Source organism: Actinocorallia herbida, assembly GCF_003751225.1.
Taxonomy (GTDB): Bacteria; Actinomycetota; Actinomycetes; order Streptosporangiales; family Streptosporangiaceae; genus Actinocorallia; species Actinocorallia herbida.
This window is the reverse complement of sequence record NZ_RJKE01000001.1, coordinates 2,475,395-2,501,514: the sequence shown is the minus strand read 5'-3', so window position 1 is coordinate 2,501,514 and position 26,120 is coordinate 2,475,395. Positions and strand designations below refer to the sequence as shown.

Sequence of the window (26,120 nt, the reverse complement as noted above, 5' to 3'; positions counted from 1 at the left end):
TGGGTTCCGTCGAACCTCGCCGTGGGCGGGGGCGGCGCCGTTAGGGTCGGGTCGTGATGACCCGGAACTCCCACTGCTCCTTCTGCGGTTCTCCCTTCGGCGGGGCGGCGGCGTGGCCGCGGGACTGCGCGGCGTGCGGCAACACCAGCTACCTCAATCCCGTGCCCGTCGCGCTGCTGCTGCTCCCGGTGGACGGCGGTCTCCTGACGGTCCGGCGCGGGGTTCCGCCGCAGGTCGGGGCGCTCGCGCTGCCCGGCGGGTTCATCGACCACGGCGAGTCCTGGCAGCACGCCGCGGCCCGCGAGCTCCGCGAGGAGACCGAGGTGGCCGTCGATCCCGCGCACGTGAGCCTGTTCGACGTGCACAGCGCGCCGGACGGCACGCTCCTCGTGTTCGGGATCGCCCCGGCCCTCGCGGCGTCCGCGCTGCCGCCGTTCACCGCGAACGCCGAGGCCACCGAACGGGTCGTCATCGACGGGCCCCGCGAGCTCGCCTTCCCGCTGCACACCCGGATCGCCGAGGCGTTCTTCGCGCGCCGCTGACGCGCGCCCCGATGATCGCTTGCCGGACGCCCCCACCCCCCGACTAGGGTCGGAGCCGTGCGGATCATCTCGGTCAATGCGTGGGGCGGCGCGGTCTTCGACGAGTTCACCCGCTGGCTCGGCGCCTGCGACGCGGACGTCCTGTGCCTCCAGGAGGTGGCCCGCGCCCCGGGCCTGCGCGGCTGGACGAGGTTCGCCGACGCCGACCGGGCGATGCCGCAGCGCGCGGACCTCATGGGGGACGTCAGCGCGCGGCTGCCCCGGCATCAGGGCGTGTTCGCGGTCAGCGACACCGGGCCGGTCCGGGACGACGCGGGCCGCCCCCACCCGCAGGACTTCGGCCTCGCCGCCTTCGTCGCCCCGGCCTTGCCCGTCGTCGGCCTGCGGACCGCGTTCGTGCACGGCTCCTACGCCGCCCACCCCGACGCCTGGCCCACCGGCGGACGCCCCCGCAACGCCCTGGCCGTCCGGATCCACGACCGCGAGGCATCCCGGTTCGTCACCGTCGTCACCCTGCACGGACTCCGCGACCCGCAGGGCAAGGCCGACACCCCGGAACGCCTCGCCCAAGCCCACCGCCTCGCCGACCTCGTCACGGCGGCCCGCGAGGACGGCGACCTCACCATCGTCTGCGGCGACCTCAACCTCCTCCCCGACAGCGCGACCTTCCGGATCCTCGCCGACATCGGCCTCACCGACCTCGTCCGCGACGCCGACACCCGCACCGCCCTCTACCCCAAACCCCTCCGCCACGCCAGCTACCTCCTCATCTCCGACCCCACCGCCATCAAGCACTTCGAGGTGGTCGAAGCCCCCGAGATCTCCGACCACCGCCCCCTCCTCCTGGAGATCTGACCCGTAGCGGGACGGCATACCGCCGTGCGGGCTGTTCACGATGAGGGAAAGGGACTCCTCGGCGATGAACGGGTCTCCGGAAAGTGCTCGAGGTGGGCATGGCCGCCGCGGTACCGCTCCCCGAGCCGATGGGATCGGCGAGCGCGTCGAGCCCGCCCCGGCTTCCCGAGAGGACGCCCCGACAAGGGAGGAGGGGGGTGGGGCATGGTTCTCTTCTGCTCCGAGGCGCGCCGGGAGCGTACTCCCACCCCCCACTGCCGCGGACCCCTCGCAGAGGGGATCTGACCGGCCATCAGGTGCTCCGCACGCTAGCGGCCGGGTACGACATTTCGCGGAACGGCCCCACCCGGCTCCAAGGTGAGGGGGAAGCAGGGGTGGGTTCCGGGTGCTCCGGCTCGGGACGGATCCGGGGGCATACCCGCACGGCCGCGCGGGAGGGGTGAGAACCTGGTCCGGTCGGCTCCGAGGTGGGGAGGGGTGGCGGTGCGGTTCAACGGGTGGGTGGACGGGCAGGTGGACTCGCCGATCGCGGCCGTGTACGCGATGGCGGACAGGCTGCGGGGGGAAGGCGGGCTGCTGGATCTGGCGCAGGCGGCGCCGCCGTATCCGGCGGCGCCCGAGGTGGTGGCGCACATCGCCGAGGTCGCGCGGGATCCGCGGGGCGGGGCGTACACCGAGGTGCCGGGGCTGGGGAAGCTGCGGGAGGCGTTCGCGGCGGAGTTGCGGGGGGAGCACGGCGGGGCGGTCGAGGCACGGAACGTCATGGTGACCGCGGGGTGCAACCAGGCGTTCTGCGTCGCCGCCACTTCGCTGGCCGGGCCGGGCGACGAGATCGTGCTGCCACTGCCGTACTACTTCAACCACGACATGTGGCTGGGGATGCAGGGGATCAGGCCGGTCTACCTGGAGCCGGGTCCCGACCTGGTGCCGCGCGCGGCCGACGCCGAGGCGCTCATCACGCCGCGCACGCGGGCGATCGTGCTGGTGACGCCCGGCAACCCCGGCGGCGCGACCATCGAGTCGCGGGAGATCGCGGCGTTCGCCGCGCTGGCCCGCCGCCACGACCTCGCCCTGATCATCGACGAGACCTACCGGTCCTTCCGCGGCGCCGACGCGCCCTCCCACACGCTGTACGCCGATCCCGGATGGGAGGACACCGTCGTCACCCTGCACTCTTTCTCCAAGGACCTCGCGCTCCCCGGCTACCGGGTGGGCGCCGTCGTCGCCTCGCCCGCGCTGATCCGCCAGGCGTGCAAGCTCATGGACTGCGCCGCGATCTGCGCTCCCCGCATCGGCCAGGAGGCCGCGTGGGCCGGCCTGACCCGGGCCGCGGCGTGGCGCGCTGAGCGGGCGCGAGAGATCGCCTCCCGCCGCGCGCTTCTGGAGGCCGCCATGTCCGCCCGCCCGGGGGGCTTCGAACTGCTCTCCAGCGGCGGGTTCTTCGCCTGGATCCGCCACCCCTTCTCCGGCCGCCCCACCGACGAGGTCGTCCGCGACCTGCTCACCGCGCACCGCGTCCTCGTCATGCCCGGCACCGCCTTCCTCCCCGACGACCGCGCCACCCTCCGCGTCAGCGTCAGCAACGCCGACCCCACCGCGATCACCACCTTCACCCACCACCTCCACGCCTTCGGCACCTGACCGGAAGAAGCCGCTTCGCCGGCCCATTCGGGCCTCGGCGGATCGGTTCGGCGCGTCGGGCGAACCGGCGGGTCCTGGAGCGGCGGATGCCAGGAAGGACAGCGCCTCCCTCCGAAATCACAGGGCGCAGGAGCTCGTTGATGACCGGCGCTCCTCCGCGGCGGCGATGTCCCCGTCACCCGCGCTTCCGCAGCGGACCGCGAGGCGATCCTCGCGGGAATCGGCCTGTGGTAAAGCGCATCGGCAATGTCGCCGAGTGGCTCGCCCCACGTGCACCGATCGGCTTTCAAGTGCCTCATTGTGTCGCTCGACACAATGTGCCAGAGCACCCTTTCGCCAATCGATCCTTCCTTTCCAAGAATGTTGACGGTGGTAATTCTTTCTCGTAGACATCTATCGGACGATCACTCCATAATTGGTGATCCCTGAGGCCCACTCCGCCGAGGTTCGATGTCCGCTCACCCGCTGCGCCTGCCGCAGTTCCCCGGAATCCTGGACTACCCGCGCCTTTCCGACGCCCTCAGCGGCCTCGGCTGCCGGGACCTCATCGCCTTCGCGCTGGCCGGCCGGCATCCCGGTCTGATGGTCCTGGACGGGCTCCGCGTGATGGGCTCTCCCTGGTCGGAGCGGGTGGACCCGGCCTACCTCGAATCCGTCGGCCGGGACCGGGCGGCACGCGCACCGGAGGCCGCCGGGCACGTCCGCGACCTGCTCGACGTCGTGGTCCCGGCGGCGGTGGACGACCCCGCGGCGCTCTGGCGCCTGGTCCTCTACCAGCTCGCGGCCGGGCTGCGGGGCGGCTCTCAGCAGGAGATCGCGGGCCGGCTGAAGGAGCTGCGGATCGACGCCGGAGAACGGCGCCTGCTCGGCCCGGCGCTCCTGGCGTGGGCGGCCGGGCCTGAGCCCCCGGACGTCGAACTGCTCGCGAGCGCGCTGAGCGCCGGCGCGCTGCACGGGGCGGCCGAAGCCGCCGCGCGTGTCTCCGCACGGCCGGTCCACGACCCGCTGCTGCGCGCCACCCTGGCCGACGTGCGTCGACGTGCCACCGAGATCCGCGCCCTGTTCAGCGAGGCCGCCGACCACGAGCGGCACGGGGACGTCGAGAAGGCCGCCGGGCTCTACCTGCGGGTCGCCGACCTGACCTCGGACGAACCCGGCCTGGAAGAGGCGCTGCAACGCTGCGCGCCGCGCCGACCGGCCGGCGCCAGGGCCGAGCAGAACGGCACGAGCGTCGTGCTCACCTGGGAGGCTCCCCGGACCGGGGGCCACGGCTACCGGATCAGTCGCGACGGCGCCCCGGTCGCCGAGGTGCGGGGAACGACGTTCACCGACCACGATCCACCGATCGGCATCCCGCTGGCCTACGAGATCAGGACGGTCCGCGCGGCGTCCTCGGTATCCGAGCCCGCCCGCCCGGGACCCGTCACCGTGGCGCCGGCGGCCGAGGAGTTCGCGGTCGAGTCGGTCCCCGGCGGAATCGCAGGCCACTGGCGCGTCGGGCCGCAGAGCCGATCCGTCGAGGTGACGCGGCAGGACGGCGGCTACCGCGCCCGGTTCCCGCCCGACGCCGACGGTTTCCTCGATCCGGATGTCCGCCCGGGCACCGCCTACTCGTACCGGCTGCGCTGCATGTACGGCCAAGTCGCTTCCGCGGATCTCACCGCCGACGCGATCGCGGAACTGTGGCCGCCGCCCGCGCTCGCCGCGGAGACCACGATCGCCGAAGACGGCTCCGGCGTGCTGCTCACGCTGACCGAGACCTCCGTCGGCGCGGTCGTGCTCCTGCGCGTCCCGGCCGCGCCGCCCGAACCCGGCACCGCCCTGGATCCGCAGGCCCTTCCGGGCGTCGAGCTGGCCCGGTGGTCCGCCGGACGGTCGGTGTTCGTCCCGCTCGCCGCGGCGGGAAGGCACCGGCTGCTCGCCGTCACGCTGCACAACGGACGAGCCGTCGCCGGGGCGGCGTGGACCGTGGAGGTCCGCCCGGAGGTCGAGCGGCTGGAGGCGGCCTGGCAGGGCGAGGCGGTCCGGCTCAGCTGGGAGTGGCCGCCCGGCATCGGTTCCGCCGAGGTCTCCTGGGCCACCGGCGCACAGGAGATCACCCGGAGCCGCTACCGGGAGCGCGGGTTCACGGCGCAGGTCTCCGGGCCCGGAACGCACCGGTTCGAGGTGCGGGCGGGGAACCGCGGCGGACTCGTGCTCCGGCGGCCCGCGGTCGTCGCGCTCGAAGGTCCGGCGGAGATCGGCTACACGGTCACCTCGCGCAAGATCCGCCGGTTCGCCAGGGACTACGCGGTCACGCTCGCCGTCCGGGGACGGCCGCGCGACCCGGTCGACCTCGTCGTCGTCGCCAAGGACGGCGGGCTCGTGCCGAGAGGACCCGACGACGGCCGTCGCGTCCTCATGGTGACACTGACGCCCGAGACCCCGGACCAGGTGCACGACCTGGGAACCGTACGCGGGCCCGCCCGGTTGAAGGCGTTCCTGGTGGGCCCGGCCGCGCGCCGCACCCTGCTGCGGCATTCCGCCCCCGAGCCCCCGAAGGTGGGGTGAGCATGGCACGCATCGTCTGTCCCTACTGCTTCGAGCCCGCGCGGACCCGGGACCTGCCGTTCCGGTGCCTGCAGAGCACCACGGGCGGCCGGGCCGGGACCGTCTGCCGGTCCGTCCCCGACGAGCCGCTGTCGGCGTTCCTCGGGCGGGACTCACAGCGCCCCGTCCTCAAGGGGCCCGTGTTCACTCCGCGTGGGTCGGCCCCGCGGGCGAGCTGCCCGGACTGCGGGGTGCCGTCGAGCAAGCGGCTCTGCCCCGAATGCCACAACGACCTTCCCGGCGGGTACAGCAACAGCCGGATCATCGCGCTGGTCGGCCCGAAGAGCTCCGGGAAGAGCACCTACACCACGGTCCTGGTGCGCGAGCTGCGGGGCAGGGTCGGCGCCCAGTTCGGGGCCGCGGTCAACGTCATGGACGACAGGACCGAGAGCCGCCGGGCCGAGCAGGAACGCCGGATCTACGAGCAGGGAGTCCTGCCGGAGACGACCCGGCCGGGCGCCCTCGACATCCATCCGCTGCTCTACCGGTTCACCGTGCCGCGGCGCCGCCGGTTCCGGCGGCTCCGGAAGGTGTCCAGCTCGCTCGTCTTCTTCGACACGGCGGGCGAGGACCTGCAGTCGGAGGAGAGCACGGCGCGGCACGTCCCCTACCTCGTGCAGGCCGACGGGATCATCCTGCTGGTGGACCCGCTTCAGCACGCCGAGGTCGCCGACCTGGTGGACGGCCATCTGCGGCCGGGCCGCGCGCACGGTACCGAGGCGTCGCGGATGGTGGAGATCGTCGCCCAGCAGATCAGGGAGGCCCGGGGAGTCCCGGCGCACAAGCCGATCCGGACCCCGCTCGCCGTCGTCCTCACCAAGTCCGACGTCCTCGATCCGTTGCTCGACTTCCACTCGCCGCTGCGCCAGAGCCCCGTCCGGGCCGGCCATCTCGAGGCCGCGGACCTGCGCGACGTCGACGCGGTGTCCCGGGCGCTGCTCACCGGGTGGGACTCGGGCGTCCTGGAGCGCCAGGTGGACGTGGACTTCGCCGACAGCGCCTACTTCAGCCTGTCGGCTCTCGGCGGCGAGCCGGAGGGCCCCGGCCGGGTGCCGCGCGGCGGCGTCCAGCCCGTCCGGGTCGAGGACCCGGTGCTGTGGCTGCTCAGCAGGTTCGGCCTCGTCCCCGTGAAAGGCGGAACCTAGTGGACGAATGGCACTACACCTCGGTCATCGGCGATCGGGGAGGCGTCCCGGGGTTCCAGTTCACCGTCGCGCCCCGGTACCCGGACCCGGCGCTGCGCAGGCAGATCGAGGCGCTCGTCGCCTACGAGCCGCCCCGGTCCGCGCCACCGCACCCGACGGCCGAGGAAATCGGCGCCTTCCCCATCGCGCTGAGCCACGCGGTCTTCCCGGACGGCACCTCGGTCCTGAGCCACGTCCGCTATATCGGACAGGACTATTCGGGGCGGTTCGGAAATTTCTATGCGCACTCCTTCCAGACGCCCGCTTCCCTCGACGTCGGGCTGGGCGGGCTGCCCATCCATACCTGGGGTTCTCCCGGATGGGGGACGGTCGGCGGCCGGATCTCGGCCCACCTCGTCCCGGACGACGCGACGCTGCTGCGGCACGCGAACTCCTACCCGGGTCTGGCCGGGCTGCTGTCGGACGCGCTGCGCCTGTTCGCGCCCGGTGGAGGGCGGCAGATCATCCTGGTCGCCGAGGCCGACGAAGTCGCCCTGTTGCTCGCCGTGATCTGCCGGACCCTGCCCTACGGCCACGCGCGCGGACTGACCTTCACCACCTACACGCGCCGCCCGTACACGGCGAACTTCCACATCATCGGCACCTGCCCGGACGGCGAGTTCTCGTTCGGGGACGCGGAGATGCTGCACCAGTACCGCGTCCATCACCTGAGCGACTCCCGCCAGTGCAGCCCGCCGGAGCCGTCGGTGTGGGGCGAAGCCGCAGCGGCCCTCTGGCGGGCGGGCGAACTCGGCGTCTTCCAGGACGCCGACGGCCCGCCGGACGCCGACGGAGAAGGCTGGAAGGACTGGGAGGAGCGTCAGGGCGGGCGCCTCGCGGGAACGGCCCTCGGCATCGGGATCCCGGTGCCGCACGGGACCCTCGCTTCCGCGGTCGCCTGGGCGGAGACCCGGACCGGCGGCCTCGGCCCGGAGTTCTGGGACCGCTTCGCCGCGCGCCTGATCGCCGAGAAAGAGGCACCCGACCGGGCCGCGCTCCTCGGGCGGGCCTGCGGGTTCCTCGACCGGGAGGACCTCGACCGGGCTCATGCCGAGGTCGTGCGAGACGCGGTGCTGGCGGGCGGCGCGGGCCTGGACGCCCTGGCCCGGATCCGGGCCAGGGCCGTCCCCGGCCTGTTCTCCGAGGCCGCCCGCGCCGAGATCGCCCGGGTACTGGCCGCCGATCCGCCACGCGACGACCTGATCCCGCTCATCGGGCTCGCCGCCCTGGCGGGGCACGCCCCGCAGGCTGCCGCCGCCCTGCTGCCGCCGCTGGTGGCCGACGACCCCGCGGCCTGGGCGCTGCTCCTGGCCGAACCCGCTCTCCATCATGACGTGGGGGGCGAACTGGAGCGGCTCGCGTCGTCGGATCCCGTCCCGGTGCTGAGGCTGCTGCGCTCGCCGTCGTGGCCGCCGGCACTGGACGTCAGCGGCCGACCGCATCTGCGCGCCCTCGCCGAGGCCGCCGCGGGACGCGGCCCCGCCGACGCGTTCCGGCGGATCACCGCGGTCCTCGGCAACGGCCCCGAACAACGCGCCTACGCCATCGAGCTGATCTGGCCCGACCGGGTCGCGCGTCTGGTCGACGTCCAAGCGGTGCTGGCCACCGGTGTCGACGCCCTGAGCGTCGATCTCGCGATGCGCGCGCTGCGCGCGCAGGACCCGTTCGCGGAGGGCGTGGCGCACGTGGCCCGCCACCTGCGGGAGCGCGCGGGCGACCTGCTGGAACCGGACGTGCTCCGGGAGTTCGAGCTCATCGAACTGGCCGACGGGTTCGCGCGACGTCCGGCGGCGGCGCTGCCCGGACAGGTCGGCGAGGCGGTCTCCCTGCTCGCCGAGATGGCGCCCGGAACGCTGACCGAGGCGGTCCGCCGCAGGGTCGTCGCCCGGCTGACCAGCATGGACCGGATCAGGGCCGACTACCCGGCGGTGCGGCAGGAGACCGCGGAACTGGCCCGGCTGGGCGACGGACGGCTCCTGCACCTCTACGCGCTGGGCGCCGTAAAGGAGTTCCCCCCGAAGCTGGCCGCCCGGTCTCCGGATCTCCTCGCGCACTGCTTCCTGCTGTGGCAGACGGTGCCCGGCAACGCGGTGTGGCTGCGGACCGCCCGGCGGCTCTACGCCGACGTCCTCACCCCCGCCGCGGCGCGGCCGGGCGATCGGGCCCGGCGCGACGCGCTGGCGCGGGTGGCGGCGCTGGAGCCGAAGTGGGAGGCGGAGTTCCGTCAGTTCCTCGACCAGCACCCGAGGCGCAGGTTCCGGCTGACCTTGCCGAAGCTCATCTTCCGGGGGCCGTGATGGCCGGATGCCTCGTGCTCCTCGGATTCGTCCTCTACCTCGCGGCGCTGGCCTTCCTCTATTGGCTTCTGGGGGCGTTCCTGTGGCCGTTCATCGTGCTCGCCGGGGGGCTCGCACTCGTCGTGGTCATGCTGGCGGCCCACGTGCGCGCCGCAGCCCGGGTCCTGCTCGCCCGCGACGCCACGGATCCCCTGGTCCTCGACCCCCGACCGGGCGAGGAGCCCGCGTACGAGAGCTACTACCGCCGGCAGCACCTCCATGACCTCGTCGAAGTGGTGCGGGAGAGCTCCTCGGACCTCGCGGCGGTCGCGCGCGACCCGCTGTCGCTGGGCATCGCGATCTGGCTGATGACCGGCCGCCATCCCCGCCTGCCGAGGATCGACATCGTCCTCCTCCCGTTCACCTTCGGTTTCGGGCTCGCCTCGTTCACCGCCTGGGGGCTCGGGGTGGCCGTCGGAACGCTGCTGCTGGTCGTGAGCGCGGCCCTGCACGGCGTGCTGCTGCTGCTCGTGTCCGGGCTCCTCGGTGCGACCGCGCTCACCCTGCGCGGCCTCGACGCGCTCCGGCTCGGCTTCCTGCGGATCTTCATGCGCTGCCCCTACCCGGGCTGTTACCACCGGATCGAGCTGCCGCACTACCGCTGTGGCGGTCCGGGCAGCGGGCACCTGCACAGGTCCCTGCGGCCGGGCCGACATGGGGTCTTCGTCCGGATCTGCGAGTGCGGGGAGCGGCTGCCGACCGTGCTGCTTTTGCGGCTGCACCGGTTCGCGGCGTTCTGTACCGAGTGCGGCAGGCCGCTGCCGCACGGCCTCGGATCGGCGCGGACGGTCCATGTGCCCCTGGTCGGCGGCGCCTCCGCGGGCAAGACGACGCTGCTGATGGCCATGATGGTCAGCCTCGAGTGGATGGCGGACCGCGGCGAGCTGCTGCTGGAGTTCTCCTCGGCGGACTCGCGCCGGGAGTTCGAGGACGCCAAGAAGGAGCTGCTCGCCGATCAGCCGTTGCAGAAGACCGCGGTGCACCTCCCCCGGGCGTTCCTGTTCACCCTGGCCCGTCCCGGCAAGCGGCGCGGCAGGCGCATGGTCTACCTCTACGATCCGCGCGGCGAGGTCTACCATGCCGCGGACTCGGTGCGCGAGCAGCAGTACCTGTCCTTCAGCGAAGGCGTGCTGTTCGTGGTCGACCCGATGACGGCGCCGCCCATGCGGCGGCTCGGCCCGGAGGACTCCCGGCTCGTGGCCGAGGCCAGGCCCGCGAGCGAGGAGTTCGCGCAGACCTATGACCGGGTCGCCGAGGAACTGCGGGTGGTGCGCGCCGACCTGCTCGGGTCCGGGACCCGCGCGGCGATCGTGGCGACGAAGTCCGACGCGGTCGACCGGCTGCGCGGGATCGAGGGCCCCGCGGAGCCGCACGGCGAGGCGGTCAGCGCGTGGCTCAGCGGTCCGCTGGAGCTGGGAAACGCGGTGCGCTCCCTGGAGCAGCAGTTCCTCGACGCCTCCTACTGGTCGGTCAGCGCCGTGGAGGGCGTGCGGAGCACGGCGTCCACGGCGCAGCGGGCCGTCTTGGCCGAACCCCTGCTGTGGCTGCTGTTCCGGCCGCGCCGCACGATCCGAAGTGCGGCGCACTGAGCAAAGGAGAAGAGGAAGATGCCCCCCATACCCGATCATGTACGGAGGCATCGGCTATTCGCATTCTCTCTGCTCGTCCTCTCGATCCTGGCCGTCCCGGGGACCCTCCTGGCGATGTTCCTGGCCGGATTCCTTCCCTCTTAGGAGGCCGAAAGATGACCGACATGCCCGGCGGTGAGATGGCTCACCGGCCCGTCCACTTCTTCTGGCTGATCGACGCCTCCGGCTCGATGGCCGTGGACGGCAAGATCCAGCAGCTGAACTTCGCCGTCCGCGAGGCCCTCCCGGAGATGCGCAGGGTCGCCGACGACAACGCCTCGGCCCAGCTCCTCGTGCGCGCCGTGACCTTCGCCAGCGGCGCCCGCTGGCACGTGCCGCGGCCGACCCTGGTCTCGGACTTCCAGTGGCCGGACGTCAGCGCGGGCGGCACCACCGATCTGGGCGATGCGCTCCGGCTGGTGGCCGCCGAGCTGAACACGCCGCCCATGCCGCAGCGGGCCATGAAACCCGTTCTCGCGCTGGTCTCCGACGGCCAGCCGACCGACGACTGGCAGTCCGGCCTGGACGCCGTGGACGCCACCCCGTGGGGCAAGCGCGCGGTACGCGTCGCCATCTCCATCGGCCGGGACTGCGACCGCGGTGTCCTGCGACGGTTCCTGGGCAACCCCGAACTCGAACCGTTCGAGGCCAACAGCCCCAAACAGCTCGCCGCCGCCATCCGGTGGGCCTCGACCGCGGTCGTCAAGTCCGCGTCCATGCCGGCGCAGGGCAATCCGGCCGCCGCCCGGAGCCTGCCGCAGATGGCCCCGCTCGACGACGACTCCGACGTCTGGTGACGTCCTCCTGGGAGGTCCTGCACGGCTCCGTTCAGGGCCCCCGCAAACAACTCTGCCAGGACCGGATGAAATTCAGGCGGCGGGACGGAGACGTGCTCGTCCTGGCGGTCGCCGACGGGCACGGCGCCCGCGCCCACCGGTACAGCCACATCGGCGCGCGCCTCGCCGTGGACGCCTTCCTGGAGGTGGTGGACCAGGCCCCTGAGATCACCGCCCGGTGGGCCAGGCGCGAGCTCGGCGCACTGGTCGTCCACCGCTGGAACGAGCTCGTCGCCCAGCATCACCACCGCGAGCCGCCGCTGCGCCAGCCCGACCTGGAGCTGTACGGAACCACGCTCATCGGCGGCGTCCTCGCCCCGCACGCCACCCTCGCCTGCCAGATCGGCGACGGCGACCTCTGCGTCGTCATCGACGGCGAGGTCCACATGCCGCTGCGCGCCGAGACCGCGGCGTTCGGCGACGAGACCGACTCGCTGTGCAGCGCGAACGCCCGCCACCTCGCCCGGATCTGGTGGGAGCCGCACCGCAGGCCCGGCCTCGTCACGCTGTCCACCGACGGGCTGTCGAACAGCTTCGCCGACCCGGCGGGCTTCGGCGCGTTCGTCTCGGGCCTGCGGGACCGGCTCGCCGAGCGGGGCGCGGACCCGGTCCAGCAAGACCTGCCGGGCTGGCTGGACCGCGCGGCCTCCTATTCCGGCGACGACACCACCCTGCTGGCCGCCTGGCGCGCCGCCCCGCAGGACGACGAGGAGTGGACGCCCCACCCGATGACAGCGAAGGAGACATGATGTCCGGCACCCTGCGCGAAGGCGACAGGCTCCACACCGCCGAAGGCACCGAACTGAAGATCCTGTCCCATCTCGGCGCGGGCGGGCAGGGAGAGGTCTACCGGGTGCGCTGCGAGGACCGGGACCAGGCGCTCAAGTGGTACTACCCGGAGTCCGCGACCGAGCAGCAGCTGCACATCGTCAGTGACCTCGTGCGGCGCGGCTTCCACGACGACAGGTTCCTGTGGCCGCAGGCGGTCGTGACCGACCGCACGGGCGGGTTCGGCTACCTGATGGACCTGCGCCCTGCCCGGTTCGCCGGGCTCCCCGACCTGTTCCGGCGCCGCCTCAACGTCAAGCCCCGGGAGCTGCTGACCGCCTGCGTCCACCTGGTCGAGGCCTACCGGGCCCTGCACGCCCAAGGCGTCGCCTACCGCGACATCTCCTACGGCAACGTGTTCTTCGATCCGGCCACCGGCGACGTCCTGGTCTGCGACAACGACAACGCCGTCGTGGACGGCACCGACGTCGGCGTCCTCGGCACCATGGAGTTCATGGCGCCGGAGCTCATCCGGGGCGAGGCGGCCCCGCGCACCCAGACCGACCTGCACTCCCTCGCGGTGCTGCTGTTCCTCATCCTCATGAACCACCACCCCCTGGAGGGCGCGCGGGAGTACGCGATCCGCTGCTTCGAGGAGAACGCCAAGAGGCGGCTGTACGGCGACGAGCCGGTCTTCGTCTTCGATCCGCGTGACGAGTCGAACCGGCCGGTCGCCGGGTTCCACGACACGGTACTGGCGACCTGGCCGGTGTGGCCGGCCGATCTGCGCGACCTGTTCGTGAAGGCGTTCACGGTCGGCCTGAGATCACCCGACGCGCGGGTCACCGAGACCGAGTGGCGGGACACGCTGGCACGGACCCGCGACTCCGTCGTCCTCTGCCTGGGGTGCTCCCGGCAGAACATGCACGATCCGGCCGACCCCGGTGCGGTGTGCTGGGGCTGCGGACAGGCCCTGGTGCTCCCGCCGGTGCTGGAGCTGACGACGCCCTCCCCTCGGGTGACCCGCCGGATCGTGCTGGAGCGCGACGCGCGGCTGCACCCGCACCATCTGGTCGGCGAGCCCGACCGGCACCGCTACGCCGAAGCGATCGGCGAGGTGGCCGAGCACCCGCAGGTGCCCGGCCGGTTCGGGCTGCGCAACCTCACCGCCGCCCCGTGGACGATCCGGCGCGCGGACGGCTCCCGGCAGGACATCGAGCCCGGCCGGAGCCTCGACCTGCGGGCCGAGGTCCTGCTGGAGATCGGCGACGCCCAGGGCGTGCTCACCAAGGGCTAGAACCCGAGCTGGCCCAGGGCCGCCTGGATCTCCGCGACCGCGGTGAGCGCGGTGCCGCTCAACGCAAGCCGCTCCACGAGGACACGGAGCCTGCCGGGACGCCCCTCGGCCAGCTCGCGTTCGGCCTGGGCGGCCTCGTGGAGTTCGCCGGGCGCGTGCCGGGCCAATTCGGCGGTGAGTCCGCGCAGGAGCTCCTCGAGCCGCTGGACTTGATCGGCGGGCAGGCCCGCGGGCGCGGGGACGTCCACCCGTCCGTCGCCCGAGACGGTGTTCCCGGTGCCGCCGACCACGCTGTTGCCCGCGGTGATGCCGCCGATGTTGAACGTGTCGCCCATGCCCGCTCCTTCTAGGGGTTCTGCTGCGGTGGTGACGGCGGGGTGTTGACCTGGCCGTGGCCGCTGATGAGGTTGCCCTCACCGCCGATGACGACATTGCCCCCTTGCAGGGTCCCGATGTCGTACCTGTTGATGATCTTGACTTGGTCGCGGAAGCGACTCAGCTCGACGCCGTGGTCGTCGAGGAACTTCTCGACGTGGTTGAGGAACGCGTACTGCAACCGCCGGGAGATGTCCGCGACATCGGACTTCTCGTGGAACTCGGTGGTGTCATAGGCGGCGACCGCCTCGCGCACGCTGATCCGCGACCCGTAGTCGTGGCGGTACCCGCCCCGGACCTCCCGCTTGGCCCGTCTGCGCTCCTTCGCGTTCGCCCTCCGCTCCTTCGCGGGCCGGGTGTAGGGCGTCGGCCGGAACGTCAGCGCCCGAGGCGCCCAGCGGGCGCCCTCCAGCACCGCCTTCAGAACCGCCGCGAGCCGTCCGGAGACCAGCACGTCCTGATCGACCCGGAGCCGCGGAAGCAGCGGCGGCAGCAGGTACACGAGACGCTCGACGCTCAGAAGGTCCTGCTCTATCCACGCCCGCAGGTACATGCACACGACGAGGTCACCGCCGCGGATCGAGTGCTCGACGCACAGGAACGTCCGGGCCACCTCGGTCGGCTGCAGGACGCCCGCCTTCAGCAGGTCGGCATGGACGGTCGTCGCGGGCGGGCGCTGCTTGTCGGGGAGCAGGCCGGGGATCAGGTGGACGCAGTCGCCGCGCGCGTAGAGGCGGTTGCGCGCCGTCAGCCCGCTGATCCCCATGTTGGGCATGTTCCGTGCGAGATACGTGTGCAGGTCCACGGCCGTGAACGGGAGGAGCGGCTTGGGGTCGCCGTTGTCGTCGAGCCCCGCCTCGCTGATGTCGATCGGCCCGAGCTGGAAGTTGTTCAACCGCCTGCCGCTGCCGATGAAGGGGTCGTTCTCACCCGTGGAGTAGATGACCACCTTGGCCTGGCCGACCTCGGCGAGCCGCGCCTCGGTCTCGGCGTCCAGCGCCGGGGCATCGGCCTTGACGCCCCGCCCGACGTCGATGGCCGCCGCCAGGTCGCCGTACACCCGGCCGGCGAGCGCGACGAAGGCGACGGGCACGGCCGCCACGGCGCCGAGCACGGAAACGGTCCCCCACCCGCGCGTCGCGGCCAAGCCCGTCATGGCCAGGCCCAGCAGCCACGCGGCGAGCATCAGCGCGTCCTGCACGTACCGCCTGCGCCGGGCCCGCACGGCGTGCCGCGCGACGCGTGCGAGGTCGATCCCGAAGGACGGGCACACGGCCCGGCTCCCGTTGTCGACGACCGTGGTGAGGACCAGCTCCCGCAGCCGCTCGTCCACGTGGACCGAGTAGCAGAGGTCGCGCGTCACCAGTTCCTGTGCGAACCGGGGCAGCGTGGGCGGGCGGTAGGCCAATGCGTCCCCCATAGAGCCGAGAGCACGAAAGGTCCAAACTGTCCCGGATGCTAACACGCCCCGCCAGGCGTCTCTGGGAGTTTCAGCACCGATCCGGCTTCCGCTCAGCGAGCCGTCGCCACCGCCTCGGGCTCACGCGTCGCCGTGTTCGCCCAGGAGGGGCGGGGGCGCGTAGGCGGAAAGAGGGTCGGCAGTGCGAATGGAGGGGCCGACCAGGCGATAGGGGCCCGCAGTGATGATCATTTCGGGGGCGGCGGCCAGGGCTTCCGGGAGGGTTCGGACCGCGGCCACCGGGACTCCGGTGGGGCGCAGGCGGGCCTCCCAGGAGGAGGCGGTGTCCGTTCTCAGGGTCTCCGCGACCAAGGCCAGGACTTCTTCCCTGTTCTCGGCGCGGTCGGTCATGGTGGGGAAGCCGTTGATGCCGGCTTCGGTGGCGAAGGACTTCCAGAAGCGGTCGTGGGTGATGAAGAGGGCGAGCCAGCCTGAAGCGGTGGGGAAGAGCTGGGCGGGGACGTAGAAGGAGTGGGCGCCGTTGGGGTGGCGGCGGGGTTCGACGCCGTCGTTGAGGTAGGCGGCGGCGCGGTAGTTGAGCTGGGAGAGCATGACGTCGCGGAGGTTGACCTCCACCTGGCCGCCCTTGCCGGAGACGATCTGGGCGAGGAGGCCCAGGGCCGCGGTGAGTCCTGCGGAGTTGTCAGCGGAGGAGTAGCCGGGGAGGGTGGGCGGGGCGTCGGGGTCGCCGGTGAGGGAGGCGACGCCGGTGGCGGCCTGGACGATGTAGTCGAAGGCCGGGTCGTCGCCCGCGTGGAGGCCGAAGCCCGTCAGGGCGACGCAGACGAGCTTCTCGTTGTGCTCGCGCAGCGCCTCGTAGGTGAGGCCGAGGCGGTGGATGGCCGACGGCTTCATGTTGACGAGGAGGGCGTGCGCGTCCTTGGCCAGGTCGCCCAGCGCGGCGCGGCCCTCAGGGGTCGTCAGGTCCAGGCGGATGCTGCGCTTGCCCCGGTTGAGGCTGGCGAAGTAGGAGTCGGAGACCTGGCGGGAGATGTCGCCGGTCGGCGGCTCGATCTTGGTGACCTCGGCGCCGAGGTCGGCGAGCATCATCGTCGCGTAGGGGCCGGCCAGCATGTGGCCGACCTCCAGGACGCGGATGCCCGCCAGAGGGCCGCCGCTCACCTGAGCTCCTTGGCGAGTTCGGCGATCATCTCGCGGGTGCGGCGCTTGGACGCGATGAGTTCGTCCCGATCGTTGCCGATGGGCAGGAGCCGCACGGAGATGTCGGTGGTGCCCGCGTCGGCGAAGCGCCGAAGCCGCGCGAGGATCGCCTCCTCGTCGCCCGCGGCGCACAGGTCGCCGACGTCGCGGGCGTCGCCGTTCTCCAGGAGGCGCTGGTAGTTCGGCGAGATCTCGGCCTCGCCGAGGATGCGGTTCGCGCGCTCCTTCGCCGCGTCGACCTCCGACGGCGCGCACAGGCACACCGGGATCCCCGCGACGATCCGGGGGGCCGGCCGGCCCGCGCCCTCCGCCGCCTTGGTGATCCGCGGCGCGATGTGCTCGCCGATCGCGCGCTCGTCGGCCATCCACAGGACGGTCCCGTCGGCGTGCTCGCCCGCGATCCGGAGCATCACCGGGCCGAGCGCCGCGACCAGCACCGGAATCGGCGCCGTCGGTGCGAGGTCGAGCGGGTTGTGCACGGTGAAGTGGTCGTTCTCCACGTCCACCGGGCCGGGTCCGGCGAACGCGGCGTTCAGCACCTGAAGGTAGTCGCGGGTGTAGGAGGCGGGCTTCTCGTACGGCAGCCCGAGCATGTCCCGCACGATCCAGTGGTGCGACGGCCCGACGCCGAGCGCGAGCCTGCCGTGCGAGGCGGCCTGAGCGGCCATCGCCTGACGGCCCAGCGCGATCGGGTGCTGGGCCTGGAGCGGCACCACCGCGGTGCCCAGTTCGATCCGCTCGGTCGCCACCCCCATGAGGGCGACGGTGATGAGCGCGTCGAAGTCGGTGGGGACCTGCGGGATCCACGCGGTGTCCATGCCCGCGGCCTCGGCCCACTTGATGTCCTCGATCATCCGGCCGAGCTTGCGCTCGGCCGCCCCTCGCTCAGGTCCGATCATCACTCCGACGCGCACAGTGCCTCCAGATCTCGTTCGTGTGCCGCGCCCTGACGGGCACGGGTCCTGCCGTGCGGTGGCGTCACGCCGGGGCCCCGGTGAGAACGCGGATCTCGGTGACGAGATCGTCGAGCGGGGTGCCCGTGGGGAAGACGGCGGCCGCGCCCGCCTCCTTGAGCTTGGGCACGTCGGCGGCGGGGATGGTGCCGCCGACGATGACGGCGATGTCGTCGGCGCCCGCGGCCCGCAGCGCCTCGACGGTGCGGGCGGTCAGCGCGACGTGGGCGCCGGACAGGATCGACAGGCCGACGACGGCGACGTCCTCCTGCAGGGCGATCGCGACGATGTCGTCGACCTTCTGCCGGATACCGGTGAAGATCACTTCAAAACCGGCGTCACGCAGGGCACGGGCGACGATCTTGGCGCCGCGGTCGTGGCCGTCGAGGCCGGGTTTGGCGACGAGCACTCGGGTCTGCATCAACGGCTCCTAGAAGGCTGCACTCAGAAGACGACGGGTTGGCGGAACTCGCCCCAGACGGCCTTCAGCGCCGCGGTGATCTCACCGACGGTGCAGTAGGCGTTGGCGCAGTCGATGAGCGGGCCCATGAGGTTGTCGGTGCCTTCGGCGGCCCTGCCGAGCGCGGCGAGGGTCTCCTTGACGAGGCCGCCGTCACGCTCGGCCTTCACCTTCGCGAGGCGCTTGAGCTGCCTTTCGCGGCCCGCCGCGTCGAGCTCGTAGGTGGCGAGGTCGGGCGCGGGCTCGTCCGAGACGAACCGGTTGACGCCGACGACGGGCCGCTCGCCCGATTCGACGTCCTTGTGGATCTTGTACGCCTCGTCCGCGATGAGGCCCTGGAGGTAGCCGTCCTCGATGGCCCGGACCATGCCGCCGTGCGCCTCGAGGTCGGCCATGATCTCCTTGATCCGGGCCTCGGTCTCGTCGGTCAGCGCCTCGATGAAGTAGGAGCCGCCGAGCGGGTCGGCGACGCGGGCGACCCCGGTCTCGTGGGCGAGGATCTGCTGGGTGCGCAGCGCGAGCGTCGCGGACTCCTCGCTGGGCAGCGCGAACGGCTCGTCCCAGGCGGCGGTGAACATCGACTGGACGCCGCCGAGCACCGAGGCCAGCGCCTCGTAGGCGACCCGCACAAGGTTGTTCTGCGCCTGCGGCGCGTAGAGCGACGCCCCGCCCGCTACGCACCCGAACCGGAACATCGACGCCTTGTCGCTCGACGCCCCGTACCGCTCCCGCACGATCGTCGCCCAACGACGACGGCCGGCACGGTACTTGGCTATCTCCTCGAAGAAGTCACCATGGGTGTAGAAGAAGAACGAGATCTGAGGCGCGAACTTGTCTATCGTCATCCGCCCGCGGGCCATGACGGTGTCGCAGTAGGTGACCCCGTCGGCGAGGGTGAAGGCCATCTCCTGGACGGCGTTCGCCCCGGCGTCCCGGAAGTGCGCCCCCGCGACGGAGATCGCGTTGAACCGGGGCACCTCCGCGGCGCAGAACTCGATGGTGTCGGCGATGAGGCGCAGCGACGGCTCCGGCGGCCAGATCCACGTCCCCCGGGAGGCGTACTCCTTGAGGATGTCGTTCTGGATCGTGCCTGTGAGCTTCTCCCGCGGCACGCCCTTCTTCTCCGCGGCCGCGACGTAGAACGCCAGCAGGATCGCGGCGGTCCCGTTGATGGTGAAGCTCGTACTGATCTTGTCGAGCGGGATCCCGTCGAAGAGGATCTCGGCGTCGGCGAGGGTGTCCACCGCGACGCCGACCCGGCCGACCTCCTCCCCCACCTCGGGGTCGTCGGAGTCGTAGCCGCACTGCGTCGGCAGGTCGAGCGCGACGGACAGGCCGGTCCCGCCCTGCCCGAGCAGGTACCGGTACCTGGCGTTGGACTCCTCGGGCGTCCCGAAGCCCGAATACTGGCGGAACGTCCAGAGGCGCCCCCGATACCCGGTCGGGAAGTTCCCCCGGGTGAACGGGAAGACACCGGGATCCGGCGGCTCCACCGGCCGGTCCGCCGGACCGTAGACGGGTTTCACCGGAATCCCGGACGAGGTCTGTGCCATGGGGTCGGGCATCGTCACGCTTCTCTTTCGTGGCGGGTCGCGGGGACCGGGCGGGCGGGGCGCCGCCCGGTCCGGGAGGTCAGCGCAGGAGGTCCTTCTGGACCTTGCCTGTGGCGTTGAGCGGGAGTTCGGTGCGGAATTCCACCGAGGTCGGCACCTTGTACCCGGCCATGCGCTCTCGGCTCCAGGCGATGATCTCCGCGGCCGTCACCTCGCCGCGGGGCACGATGTAGGCCATGCCGACCTGGCCGAGCCGTTCGTCCGGGACGGCGACGACGGCCGCCTGGGCGATCGCGGGATGCTCCATGAGGAATCCCTCGATCTCGGCCGGGTAGGCGTTGAACCCGCCGCTGATGAACATGTCCTTCTTCCGGCCGATGATCTTCAGCCGTCCGTCGGGATCGAGCGAGCCGAGGTCGCCGGTGTGCAGCCACCCGTCGGGGTCGATCGCCTCGGCCGTCGCCGCCGGGTCGTCGAGGTACCCGGCCATGACGGTGTAGCCGCGGATCAGGACCTCGCCGTCGTCGGCGATGCGGATCTCTACGCCGTCGCAGGGGGTGCCGACGGTCGTCGCGATCTGCTCGAAGGTGTCACCGGGCCGGGACGCGGTGGCGGTGCCAGCCTCGGTGAGCCCGTAGCCGGTCATGATGTGCTCGAACGGCAGCTCCTCGCGGACCCGTCGGATGAGCTCGACGGGGATGTCCGCCGAACCCGTCACGGCGACCCGCAGTGTGGAGATGTCGCGGTCGCGCGGCGCGGCGAGCAGCGAGTGGTAGAGGGTCGGCGGGCCGGGCAGCACCGTCACCTTCTCCCGCTCGATCAGCGCGATCGCCTCGTCCACGTCGAAGACGGGGACGGGGAGCATGGTCGCGCCCCGGATCAGCGAGGCGATGCAGCCGGCCTTGTACCCGAACGTGTGGAAGTACGGGTTCACCATCAGGTAGCGGTCGCCCTCGCGGAGCTGGGCCTGATCACACCATTCCGCGTAGAGCCTGAGGTTCTGGGCGTGCCGCATCATGACGCCCTTGGGCCGTCCGGTCGTCCCGGACGTGAAGATGATGTCGGCGAGGTCGTCGCCGCTCACCTCCCGCTGGAACGGCGACCCGCTGGACAGGAAGTCGCCCTTCACGTCGATGCGCGGCACCCCCTTCGGCGCGGCGAACTCCTGGCCGAGGAAGCCGTCCTGCACGAGCAGCAGTTTCGCGCCGCTGCGCACGACGACGTCCGCGGCCTCCTCGGCCTTGAACCTCGTGTTCACCGGGACGAGCACGCCGCCGGCGGTCAGCAGCCCGAACGCCGCGATGATCCACTCGGCGGAGTTCGGCGCCCAGACCGCGACCCGGTCGCCCTTGGCCACCCCGGCGGACGCGTAGGCCCCCGCGGCGACGCGGATCCGCTCGGTCAGATCGGCGAACGAGAGCCTGAGCGGACCGTCGACGACGGCCTCGGCGTCGCCGAAGCGGTCGGCGGCGCTCAGCACCATGCGGGGGATCGTGTCCCAGGGCGGCCGGGTCATCCCGCGATCAGCCTGGCCATGTTGCCACCCATGATCTTGGCCTTGTCCTCCTCGCTGAGGCCCTTGAGCTCGTCCACGTAGGTGACGGGGTCGGCGAGGCCTTCGGGGTGGGGGTAGTCCGAACCGAAGAGCACCCGGTCGACGCCGATGAGCTCCGACAGCTCGGCCATGTCCTCCTCCCAGAACGGGCTGATGTGGACCTGGCGGCGCAGCACCTGCACCGGGTCCTCGAGGAACTGGTGCGGCATCTTCTTGTAGAGGTCGCGCAGCGTCTTGATGAGCGGGCCGACCCAGGACGCGCCGTTCTCGATGACCGCGACGTTCAGGTCGGGGAACCGGGACAGGGCGCCGTGGCAGATGAGCGCGGACACCGCGTCCTCGATGGGACGCCACTCGCCGATCATCCGGAAGACGTTCGGCTTGAAGGGCAGGTACTCGCGGTTGCCGCCCTCCCAGTCGTTGGCGTAGCGGCTGTAGCCACTGTCCGAGGAGTGCAGCGCGACCAGGACCTTGTGCTCGACGACCTTCTCCCAGAACGGGTCGAACTCCTCGAGCCCGAACGAGCGGGAGCCGCCGAGGCCGGGGACCGGCGCGGGGCGGATGAGGACGGCGCGGGCGCCGCGCTCGACGACCCACTCGAGCTCCTCGATCGCCTTGTCGACGTACGGGAGGGTGATGACGGGCGTGGTGAAGATGCGGTCCTTGTAGTTGAAGGACCAGGTCTCGTGCAGCCACTGGTTGAGCGAGTGGATGACGACGTGGATGAGCGCCGGGTCGTCGCGCATCCGCTCCTCGATGAGGCTCGCGAGCGTGGGGAACATCAGGGTGCGCTGGATGCCCAGCTCGTCCATGAGCTCCAGGCGGGGGCCGGGCTCGCGGAAGGCCGGGATGGAGTCCATGGCCTTGCCGAAGATCTCCCGGCGGTCCTTGCCCTCGGGGTTGCCGACGCGGAAGTACTCCTCCATCGCGCCGGGGCGCGCGACCTTGTCGAAGGTCGGGTTGGGGATGTACTCGCTGATGTGGCCCCGGATGGCGATCTTGGTGCGACCGCGCACGTTCACGTACTCGATGACGCCCTTGTACTCCTCGGGCAGGTACTTGGTGAGCGCCTCCTGCGTCTCGTACAGGTGGTTGTCCGCGTCGAACAGCGGATACGGCAGGTCACGCGAAGCCATAGCAGATCCTCCTTTGCGATCTGTGAGAATGCTATTCTCCTTTTGCGCGCATCGCAATATCACGGCGGAGCACGAACTTCTGGATCTTGCCGCTGGGGGTGCGCGGGAGGTCCGCGACGCCGTGGATCTCCTCGGGCCACTTCTGCCTGGCCAGGCCCTCCTTCTCCAGGTGGTGGCGCATCTCCTCCAGGCTCGGCGGCTCCGCGTCCTGCCGCATCCGCAGCACCGCCGCGGCGTGCTCGCCCAGCCGGGCGTCGGGCACGGCGACCACCGCGGCCTCGGCGACGCCGTCGAGGGTGAGCAGGAGTTCCTCCACCTCAAGCGCGCTGATGTTCTCGCCGCCTCGGATGATGAAGTCCGCGAGGCGGTCGGTGATGGTGAGGTAGCCGTCCTCGTCCAGGACGCCGATGTCGCCCGTGCGGTACCAGCCCTCGGCGTCGAACGCGGCCTCGGTGAGCGCGGGGTCGGTGTAGCCGAGGCAGAGGTCGGGGCCGCGACTGAGGATCTCGCCGGTCTCGTCGAGCCGGATCTCGACGCCGGGCAGCACGTCGCCGTCGGTGAACAGGCGCTTGTCCTCGGCCTCGGTGTACCGGGTGCCGGTGATGGACGGGTGCTCGGTGCTGCCGTACGACCGGAAGACGGTGATGCCGAGTGCGGCGAGGCGCGAGGTGATCGCGCCGGGCACCGACGAGCCGCCGAGCCCCGCGTACTTCATCGACGGGAGGTGCCCGGGGGTGAAGTCGGGGTGGTCGAGCAGGCTGGTGATGTAGTAGGTGGCGCCTCCCCCTACGCGCAGGCCGTCGGACTGCATGAGGGCGAGCGCCTTGCCGGGATCCCAGACGTCGGTGAGGTTGACGGCCGAGCCGTCGAGTACGGGGATGAGGAAGGCGTTGACCATGCCGATGAAGTGGCCGACGGGCGCCGCGGTGAGCTGGGCACCCCGGTCCGGCGGATACCAGCCGGACAGCTGGCGGGTCTCGTGGCCGAGCGTCCGGTGGCTGTGCACGACGCCCTTGGGGTCCCGGGTCGTCCCGGAGGTGAAGGCGATGAGGGCGGGGGCGTCGGGGTCGACGGGGAGAACGCCTTCGAGGCGCCCGGGGTCGAGGAGGTCGTCGAAGTCCCTGCCGACGACGCCGACGACGGGCACGCCGGCCACGAGGTCGTCCGGGAACTCGAGGCGGCCGAACCGGTCGAGCCCGATGAAGACCTTCGGCTTGACGTGGTCGAGGATGTAGCCGAGTTCCTTGCGCCCGTAGAAGTGCACGACGGGCACGACGACCGCGCCGAGGAAGGCCGAGGCCCAGAAGACGGCCGCCGCCTCCATCCAGTTCGGGAGCTGGAAGGCGACGACGTCCCCGGGGCCGACCCCTCGACGGCGCAGCCCCGATGCGAGCCGCCGCGCGACGTCCTCCACGTCGGCGAACGTCCCGGTGTAGGACCTGGCGTCAGAATGGACCCGGAACTCGGTTTCGGGAGCCGCCGCGAGCCCGCGCGCCAGGAGGTCGCCGATCGTCTCCCGGGTCCACCACCCTTCGGCCTCGTATCTCCGCACCAGCTCCGCCGGAATCGTCCTCATCGCAGTCTCCTCTCAGGGGTGAGAATAAAACTCTCTCATTCCGAGATTGGGAATACCACAGGTGATCGCGCCCGGACGCGCACCCTCGCGCTAGATCGCGAGAGCCGGACCGGATACGATGTTCACGTTTCATGAGAACGGCACTACCGCGTCTGGAGAAGCACATGGTCGAGCTGGAACTGGACCGCGGGCTCGCGGTCATCACCATCAACCGGCCCGAGGCGCGCAATGCCATCGCCCCGGCCACCATGGACGAGCTCGACAAGGCCATCGACGCGGCCGAGGGGGCCCGCGCGCTCGTCATCACCGGGGCCGGGGACCGCGCCTTCGTCTCCGGCGGCGACCTCAAGGAGCTCGCGCTCGTCCGGACCGACGAGCAGGCCCGCGCGATGGCGCTGCGCATGCGCGGCGTCTGCGACCGGCTCGCCGCCTTCCCCGCGCCCGTCATCGCCGCGCTGAACGGGCACGCGATCGGCGGCGGCGCCGAGGTGGCGGTCGCCGCCGACCTCAGGATCGCCGCCGCCGACGTCAAGATCGGCTTCACCCAGGCGACACTGGCGATCATGCCGGCCTGGGGCGGCGCGGAACGCCTCGCCGCCCTCCTCGGCCGCGGCAGGGCGATCCTGCTCGCCGGCACCGGCAGGCTCCTGGACGCCCCCGAGGCCGAATCCCTCGGCCTCATCGACCAGGTCGTCCCGCGCGCCGACTTCGCCGACGCCTGGCGCGCCCTCGCCCGCAGCCTCACCGACGGCCCCGGCCTCGAACTCAAGCGCGTCACGGCCCCCGGCGTCACCGCCGAGGAATCAGCCGCCGAGTTCGCCAGGCTGTGGGTCGCCGACGCCCACTGGGCGGCCGTCGAAAAGGCAACGAACCGCCGCAAGTGACCCGCGGCCGACCGGTCAGGCCGACTCGACCACCTCCTTCAGCCTGGCCAGGTCGGCGGCGACCATGGCGGTGTCGCGCTCGAACTCGGCGTCGCTCATCCCCTCCTGACGGCGAAGGGTGAACACCACCTCGCTCCGCGGCCCGTCGGCGATCACCCGCACCGGGTTGTACACGGTGACACCGGAGGGCAGCGTCACATCGTGGTCGAGCACACCGAACGGGTTCGCGGGCGCGAACTCCACCACCACCCGGCCCATCGGCGCGGACGCCGCGACCCACCGGCCGTCGACCCGCTCGATGGACCCGCCCAGTCCGTGCGCCCACGCGGGCAGGTTGCCCGGATCCGACGCGTAGCCGTAGACGTCGGCGGCGGACCGCTCGATGAAGATGCTGAGGTGCCGTGATTCCCTGCCGGTGATCGTCATGCCCCCGACGCTAGCGGCCCGCCCCCGCCGCCCTCTTGAAGGAATCGGACATGCCCGAAGGCGGGGGGAGCGGCCTCCGGCGGTTCAGGCGCGGGGGCTGTCCATCTGGGCGAGGGCCTCGTCCGCGGCGGTCAGGGCGATGTTCGGGGGGACGCCCGCGGCGGCGAGCAGGTCGGCGAGGAGGGCCACGTCCTTGAGGAGGAGGGGGCCCGCTTTGGCGGACATGGGGGTGAGGGTGCCGCCCGCGGCGGCGACGCGGGTGAGGGCGAAGCTGGTGCCGCTGCCGTGTCCGGCGACCTCGGCGAGTTTGACCGGGTCCACACCGAGCGAGGCGGCCAGGGCCAGGGTGCCCGCGGCGGCGGCCAGGTTGGCGGTGAAGAGGGTGTTGTTGAGGAGTTTCGTCAGCTGGCCGGAACCCAGGGGGCCCAGGTGGATCACCGGGTCGGCGTAGGCGGCGAAGACGGGACGGCAGCGCTCCACCACGGCGGGGTCGCCGCCGACCATGACCAGGAGGCGGCCCGCTTCGGCGGCCGCGGGGCCGCCGCTGACGGGGGCGTCCACGAGAGTGACGTCCTGCTTCGCCGCCAGGGCGGCGAGGCGGGCGCAGGTGTCGGGGTGGACGGTGCTGTGCACGACGATGACGCCGCCGGGGGCCAGGCCGGCCAGAACGCCGTTCTCGCCCGCGATGACCTGCTCGACGTCGGCGTCCGTCACCACGCAGACGCAGACGACGTCACTGGCCGCCGCGAGGGCCGCCGGCGACGCCGCGGTCGCGGCCGGGGTGCCGGCGAAGGGTTCGAGCGACTCCGGGCGGCGCGCCCAGAGCGTCGTGGGGTGGCCCGCCTCGGCGATGCGGCGCGCCATCGGGGCGCCCTGGGAGCCGAGTCCGATGAATCCGACGCGCAT

Annotated in this window: 22 protein-coding genes; 11 read left to right on the top strand and 11 right to left on the bottom strand. The window is 72.1% G+C overall.

What is annotated here, in order from left to right:
- The first annotated feature begins 56 nt into the window (after nt 1-56).
- The 10 genes from EDD29_RS11635 to EDD29_RS11590 all read left to right on the top strand — a co-directional run bounded on the left by EDD29_RS11635 (nt 57) and on the right by EDD29_RS11590 (nt 13,676).
- Complete coding sequence (locus tag EDD29_RS11635) at nt 57-542, top strand: NUDIX domain-containing protein (protein WP_211360249.1); 486 nt, start codon at nt 57-59, stop codon at nt 540-542.
- Between the two features lie 57 nt (nt 543-599).
- Nucleotides 600-1,397, top strand: a complete 798-nt coding sequence (locus EDD29_RS11630) for an endonuclease/exonuclease/phosphatase family protein (RefSeq protein ID WP_123664408.1) — start codon at nt 600-602, stop codon at nt 1,395-1,397.
- A gap of 483 nt (nt 1,398-1,880) precedes the next feature.
- Nucleotides 1,881-3,038 carry an aminotransferase gene (locus EDD29_RS11625; protein ID WP_123670419.1) on the top strand — a complete coding sequence of 386 codons (1,158 nt, stop codon included), beginning with the start codon at nt 1,881-1,883 and terminating at the stop codon, nt 3,036-3,038.
- A gap of 450 nt (nt 3,039-3,488) precedes the next feature.
- Nucleotides 3,489-5,588: a fibronectin type III domain-containing protein gene (locus EDD29_RS11620; RefSeq protein WP_123664407.1), complete on the top strand. Its 2,100-nt coding sequence runs from the start codon at nt 3,489-3,491 to the stop codon at nt 5,586-5,588.
- Nucleotides 5,589-5,590: 2 nt separating this feature from the next.
- Entirely contained in the window at nt 5,591-6,772 is a 1,182-nt protein-coding gene (locus EDD29_RS11615) for a TRAFAC clade GTPase domain-containing protein (protein ID WP_123664406.1), read from the top strand.
- Nucleotides 6,772-9,108, top strand: a complete 2,337-nt coding sequence (locus tag EDD29_RS11610; RefSeq protein WP_123664405.1) for a GTPase-associated protein 1-related protein — start codon at nt 6,772-6,774, stop codon at nt 9,106-9,108. Before EDD29_RS11615 ends, EDD29_RS11610 begins: the two co-directional genes overlap by 1 nt.
- Nucleotides 9,108-10,736, top strand: a complete 1,629-nt coding sequence (locus EDD29_RS11605) for a TRAFAC clade GTPase domain-containing protein (protein WP_123664404.1) — start codon at nt 9,108-9,110, stop codon at nt 10,734-10,736. Before EDD29_RS11610 ends, EDD29_RS11605 begins: the two co-directional genes overlap by 1 nt.
- A 155-nt stretch (nt 10,737-10,891) precedes the next feature.
- Nucleotides 10,892-11,572 (top strand): vWA domain-containing protein, encoded by a 681-nt coding sequence (locus tag EDD29_RS11600; RefSeq protein ID WP_123664403.1) that lies wholly within the window; start codon nt 10,892-10,894, stop codon nt 11,570-11,572.
- Nucleotides 11,458-12,360: a PP2C family serine/threonine-protein phosphatase gene (locus EDD29_RS11595; RefSeq protein WP_342774425.1), complete on the top strand. Its 903-nt coding sequence runs from the start codon at nt 11,458-11,460 to the stop codon at nt 12,358-12,360. The genes EDD29_RS11600 and EDD29_RS11595 overlap by 115 nt, the downstream gene beginning before the upstream one ends.
- Nucleotides 12,357-13,676, top strand: a complete 1,320-nt coding sequence (locus EDD29_RS11590) for a protein kinase domain-containing protein (RefSeq protein WP_211359655.1) — start codon at nt 12,357-12,359, stop codon at nt 13,674-13,676. The genes EDD29_RS11595 and EDD29_RS11590 overlap by 4 nt, the downstream gene beginning before the upstream one ends.
- Here the strand turns inward: EDD29_RS11590 and EDD29_RS11585 are convergent.
- From EDD29_RS11585 to EDD29_RS11545, 9 genes are all read right to left on the bottom strand, one after another.
- Nucleotides 13,673-14,011 carry a hypothetical protein gene (locus EDD29_RS11585; RefSeq protein WP_123664401.1) on the bottom strand — a complete coding sequence of 113 codons (339 nt, stop codon included), beginning with the start codon at nt 14,009-14,011 and terminating at the stop codon, nt 13,673-13,675. The genes EDD29_RS11590 and EDD29_RS11585 overlap by 4 nt on opposite strands.
- An 11-nt stretch (nt 14,012-14,022) precedes the next feature.
- The gene (locus EDD29_RS11580; RefSeq protein WP_148085929.1) at nt 14,023-15,471 is read right to left on the bottom strand and encodes a hypothetical protein; all 1,449 of its coding nucleotides are present in this window, start codon (nt 15,469-15,471) and stop codon (nt 14,023-14,025) included.
- Nucleotides 15,472-15,591: 120 nt separating this feature from the next.
- Nucleotides 15,592-16,632 (bottom strand): CaiB/BaiF CoA transferase family protein, encoded by a 1,041-nt coding sequence (locus tag EDD29_RS11575; protein WP_123664399.1) that lies wholly within the window; start codon nt 16,630-16,632, stop codon nt 15,592-15,594.
- Complete coding sequence (locus EDD29_RS11570) at nt 16,629-17,570, bottom strand: LLM class F420-dependent oxidoreductase (RefSeq protein WP_211359654.1); 942 nt, start codon at nt 17,568-17,570, stop codon at nt 16,629-16,631. Before EDD29_RS11570 ends, EDD29_RS11575 begins: the two co-directional genes overlap by 4 nt.
- A gap of 79 nt (nt 17,571-17,649) precedes the next feature.
- Nucleotides 17,650-18,045, bottom strand: a complete 396-nt coding sequence (locus EDD29_RS11565) for a cobalamin B12-binding domain-containing protein (RefSeq protein WP_123664397.1) — start codon at nt 18,043-18,045, stop codon at nt 17,650-17,652.
- Nucleotides 18,046-18,068: 23 nt separating this feature from the next.
- The gene (locus tag EDD29_RS11560) at nt 18,069-19,649 is read right to left on the bottom strand and encodes a methylmalonyl-CoA mutase family protein (RefSeq protein ID WP_123664396.1); all 1,581 of its coding nucleotides are present in this window, start codon (nt 19,647-19,649) and stop codon (nt 18,069-18,071) included.
- 67 nt (nt 19,650-19,716) lie between these two features.
- Nucleotides 19,717-21,120, bottom strand: coding sequence for a FadD3 family acyl-CoA ligase (locus tag EDD29_RS11555; protein ID WP_246052719.1), 1,404 nt, complete (start codon nt 21,118-21,120; stop codon nt 19,717-19,719).
- Between the two features lie 29 nt (nt 21,121-21,149).
- A complete protein-coding gene (locus tag EDD29_RS11550; RefSeq protein WP_123664394.1) occupies nt 21,150-22,328 on the bottom strand; it encodes an amidohydrolase family protein in 1,179 nt (392 codons plus the stop codon).
- Between the two features lie 31 nt (nt 22,329-22,359).
- Nucleotides 22,360-23,904 (bottom strand): AMP-binding protein, encoded by a 1,545-nt coding sequence (locus EDD29_RS11545; protein ID WP_123664393.1) that lies wholly within the window; start codon nt 23,902-23,904, stop codon nt 22,360-22,362.
- A gap of 131 nt (nt 23,905-24,035) precedes the next feature.
- Here EDD29_RS11545 and EDD29_RS11540 point away from each other — a divergent pair, with 131 nt between their 5' ends.
- On the top strand, nt 24,036-24,788 hold the full coding sequence (locus EDD29_RS11540) for an enoyl-CoA hydratase/isomerase family protein (protein WP_211359652.1): 753 nt from the start codon (nt 24,036-24,038) through the stop codon (nt 24,786-24,788).
- A 15-nt stretch (nt 24,789-24,803) separates the two neighbouring features.
- Here EDD29_RS11540 and EDD29_RS11535 read toward each other — a convergent pair whose 3' ends face one another.
- Nucleotides 24,804-25,214, bottom strand: a complete 411-nt coding sequence (locus EDD29_RS11535; RefSeq protein ID WP_123664391.1) for an SRPBCC family protein — start codon at nt 25,212-25,214, stop codon at nt 24,804-24,806.
- A gap of 84 nt (nt 25,215-25,298) precedes the next feature.
- The gene (locus EDD29_RS11530) at nt 25,299-26,120 is read right to left on the bottom strand and encodes an NAD(P)-dependent oxidoreductase (RefSeq protein ID WP_123664390.1); all 822 of its coding nucleotides are present in this window, start codon (nt 26,118-26,120) and stop codon (nt 25,299-25,301) included.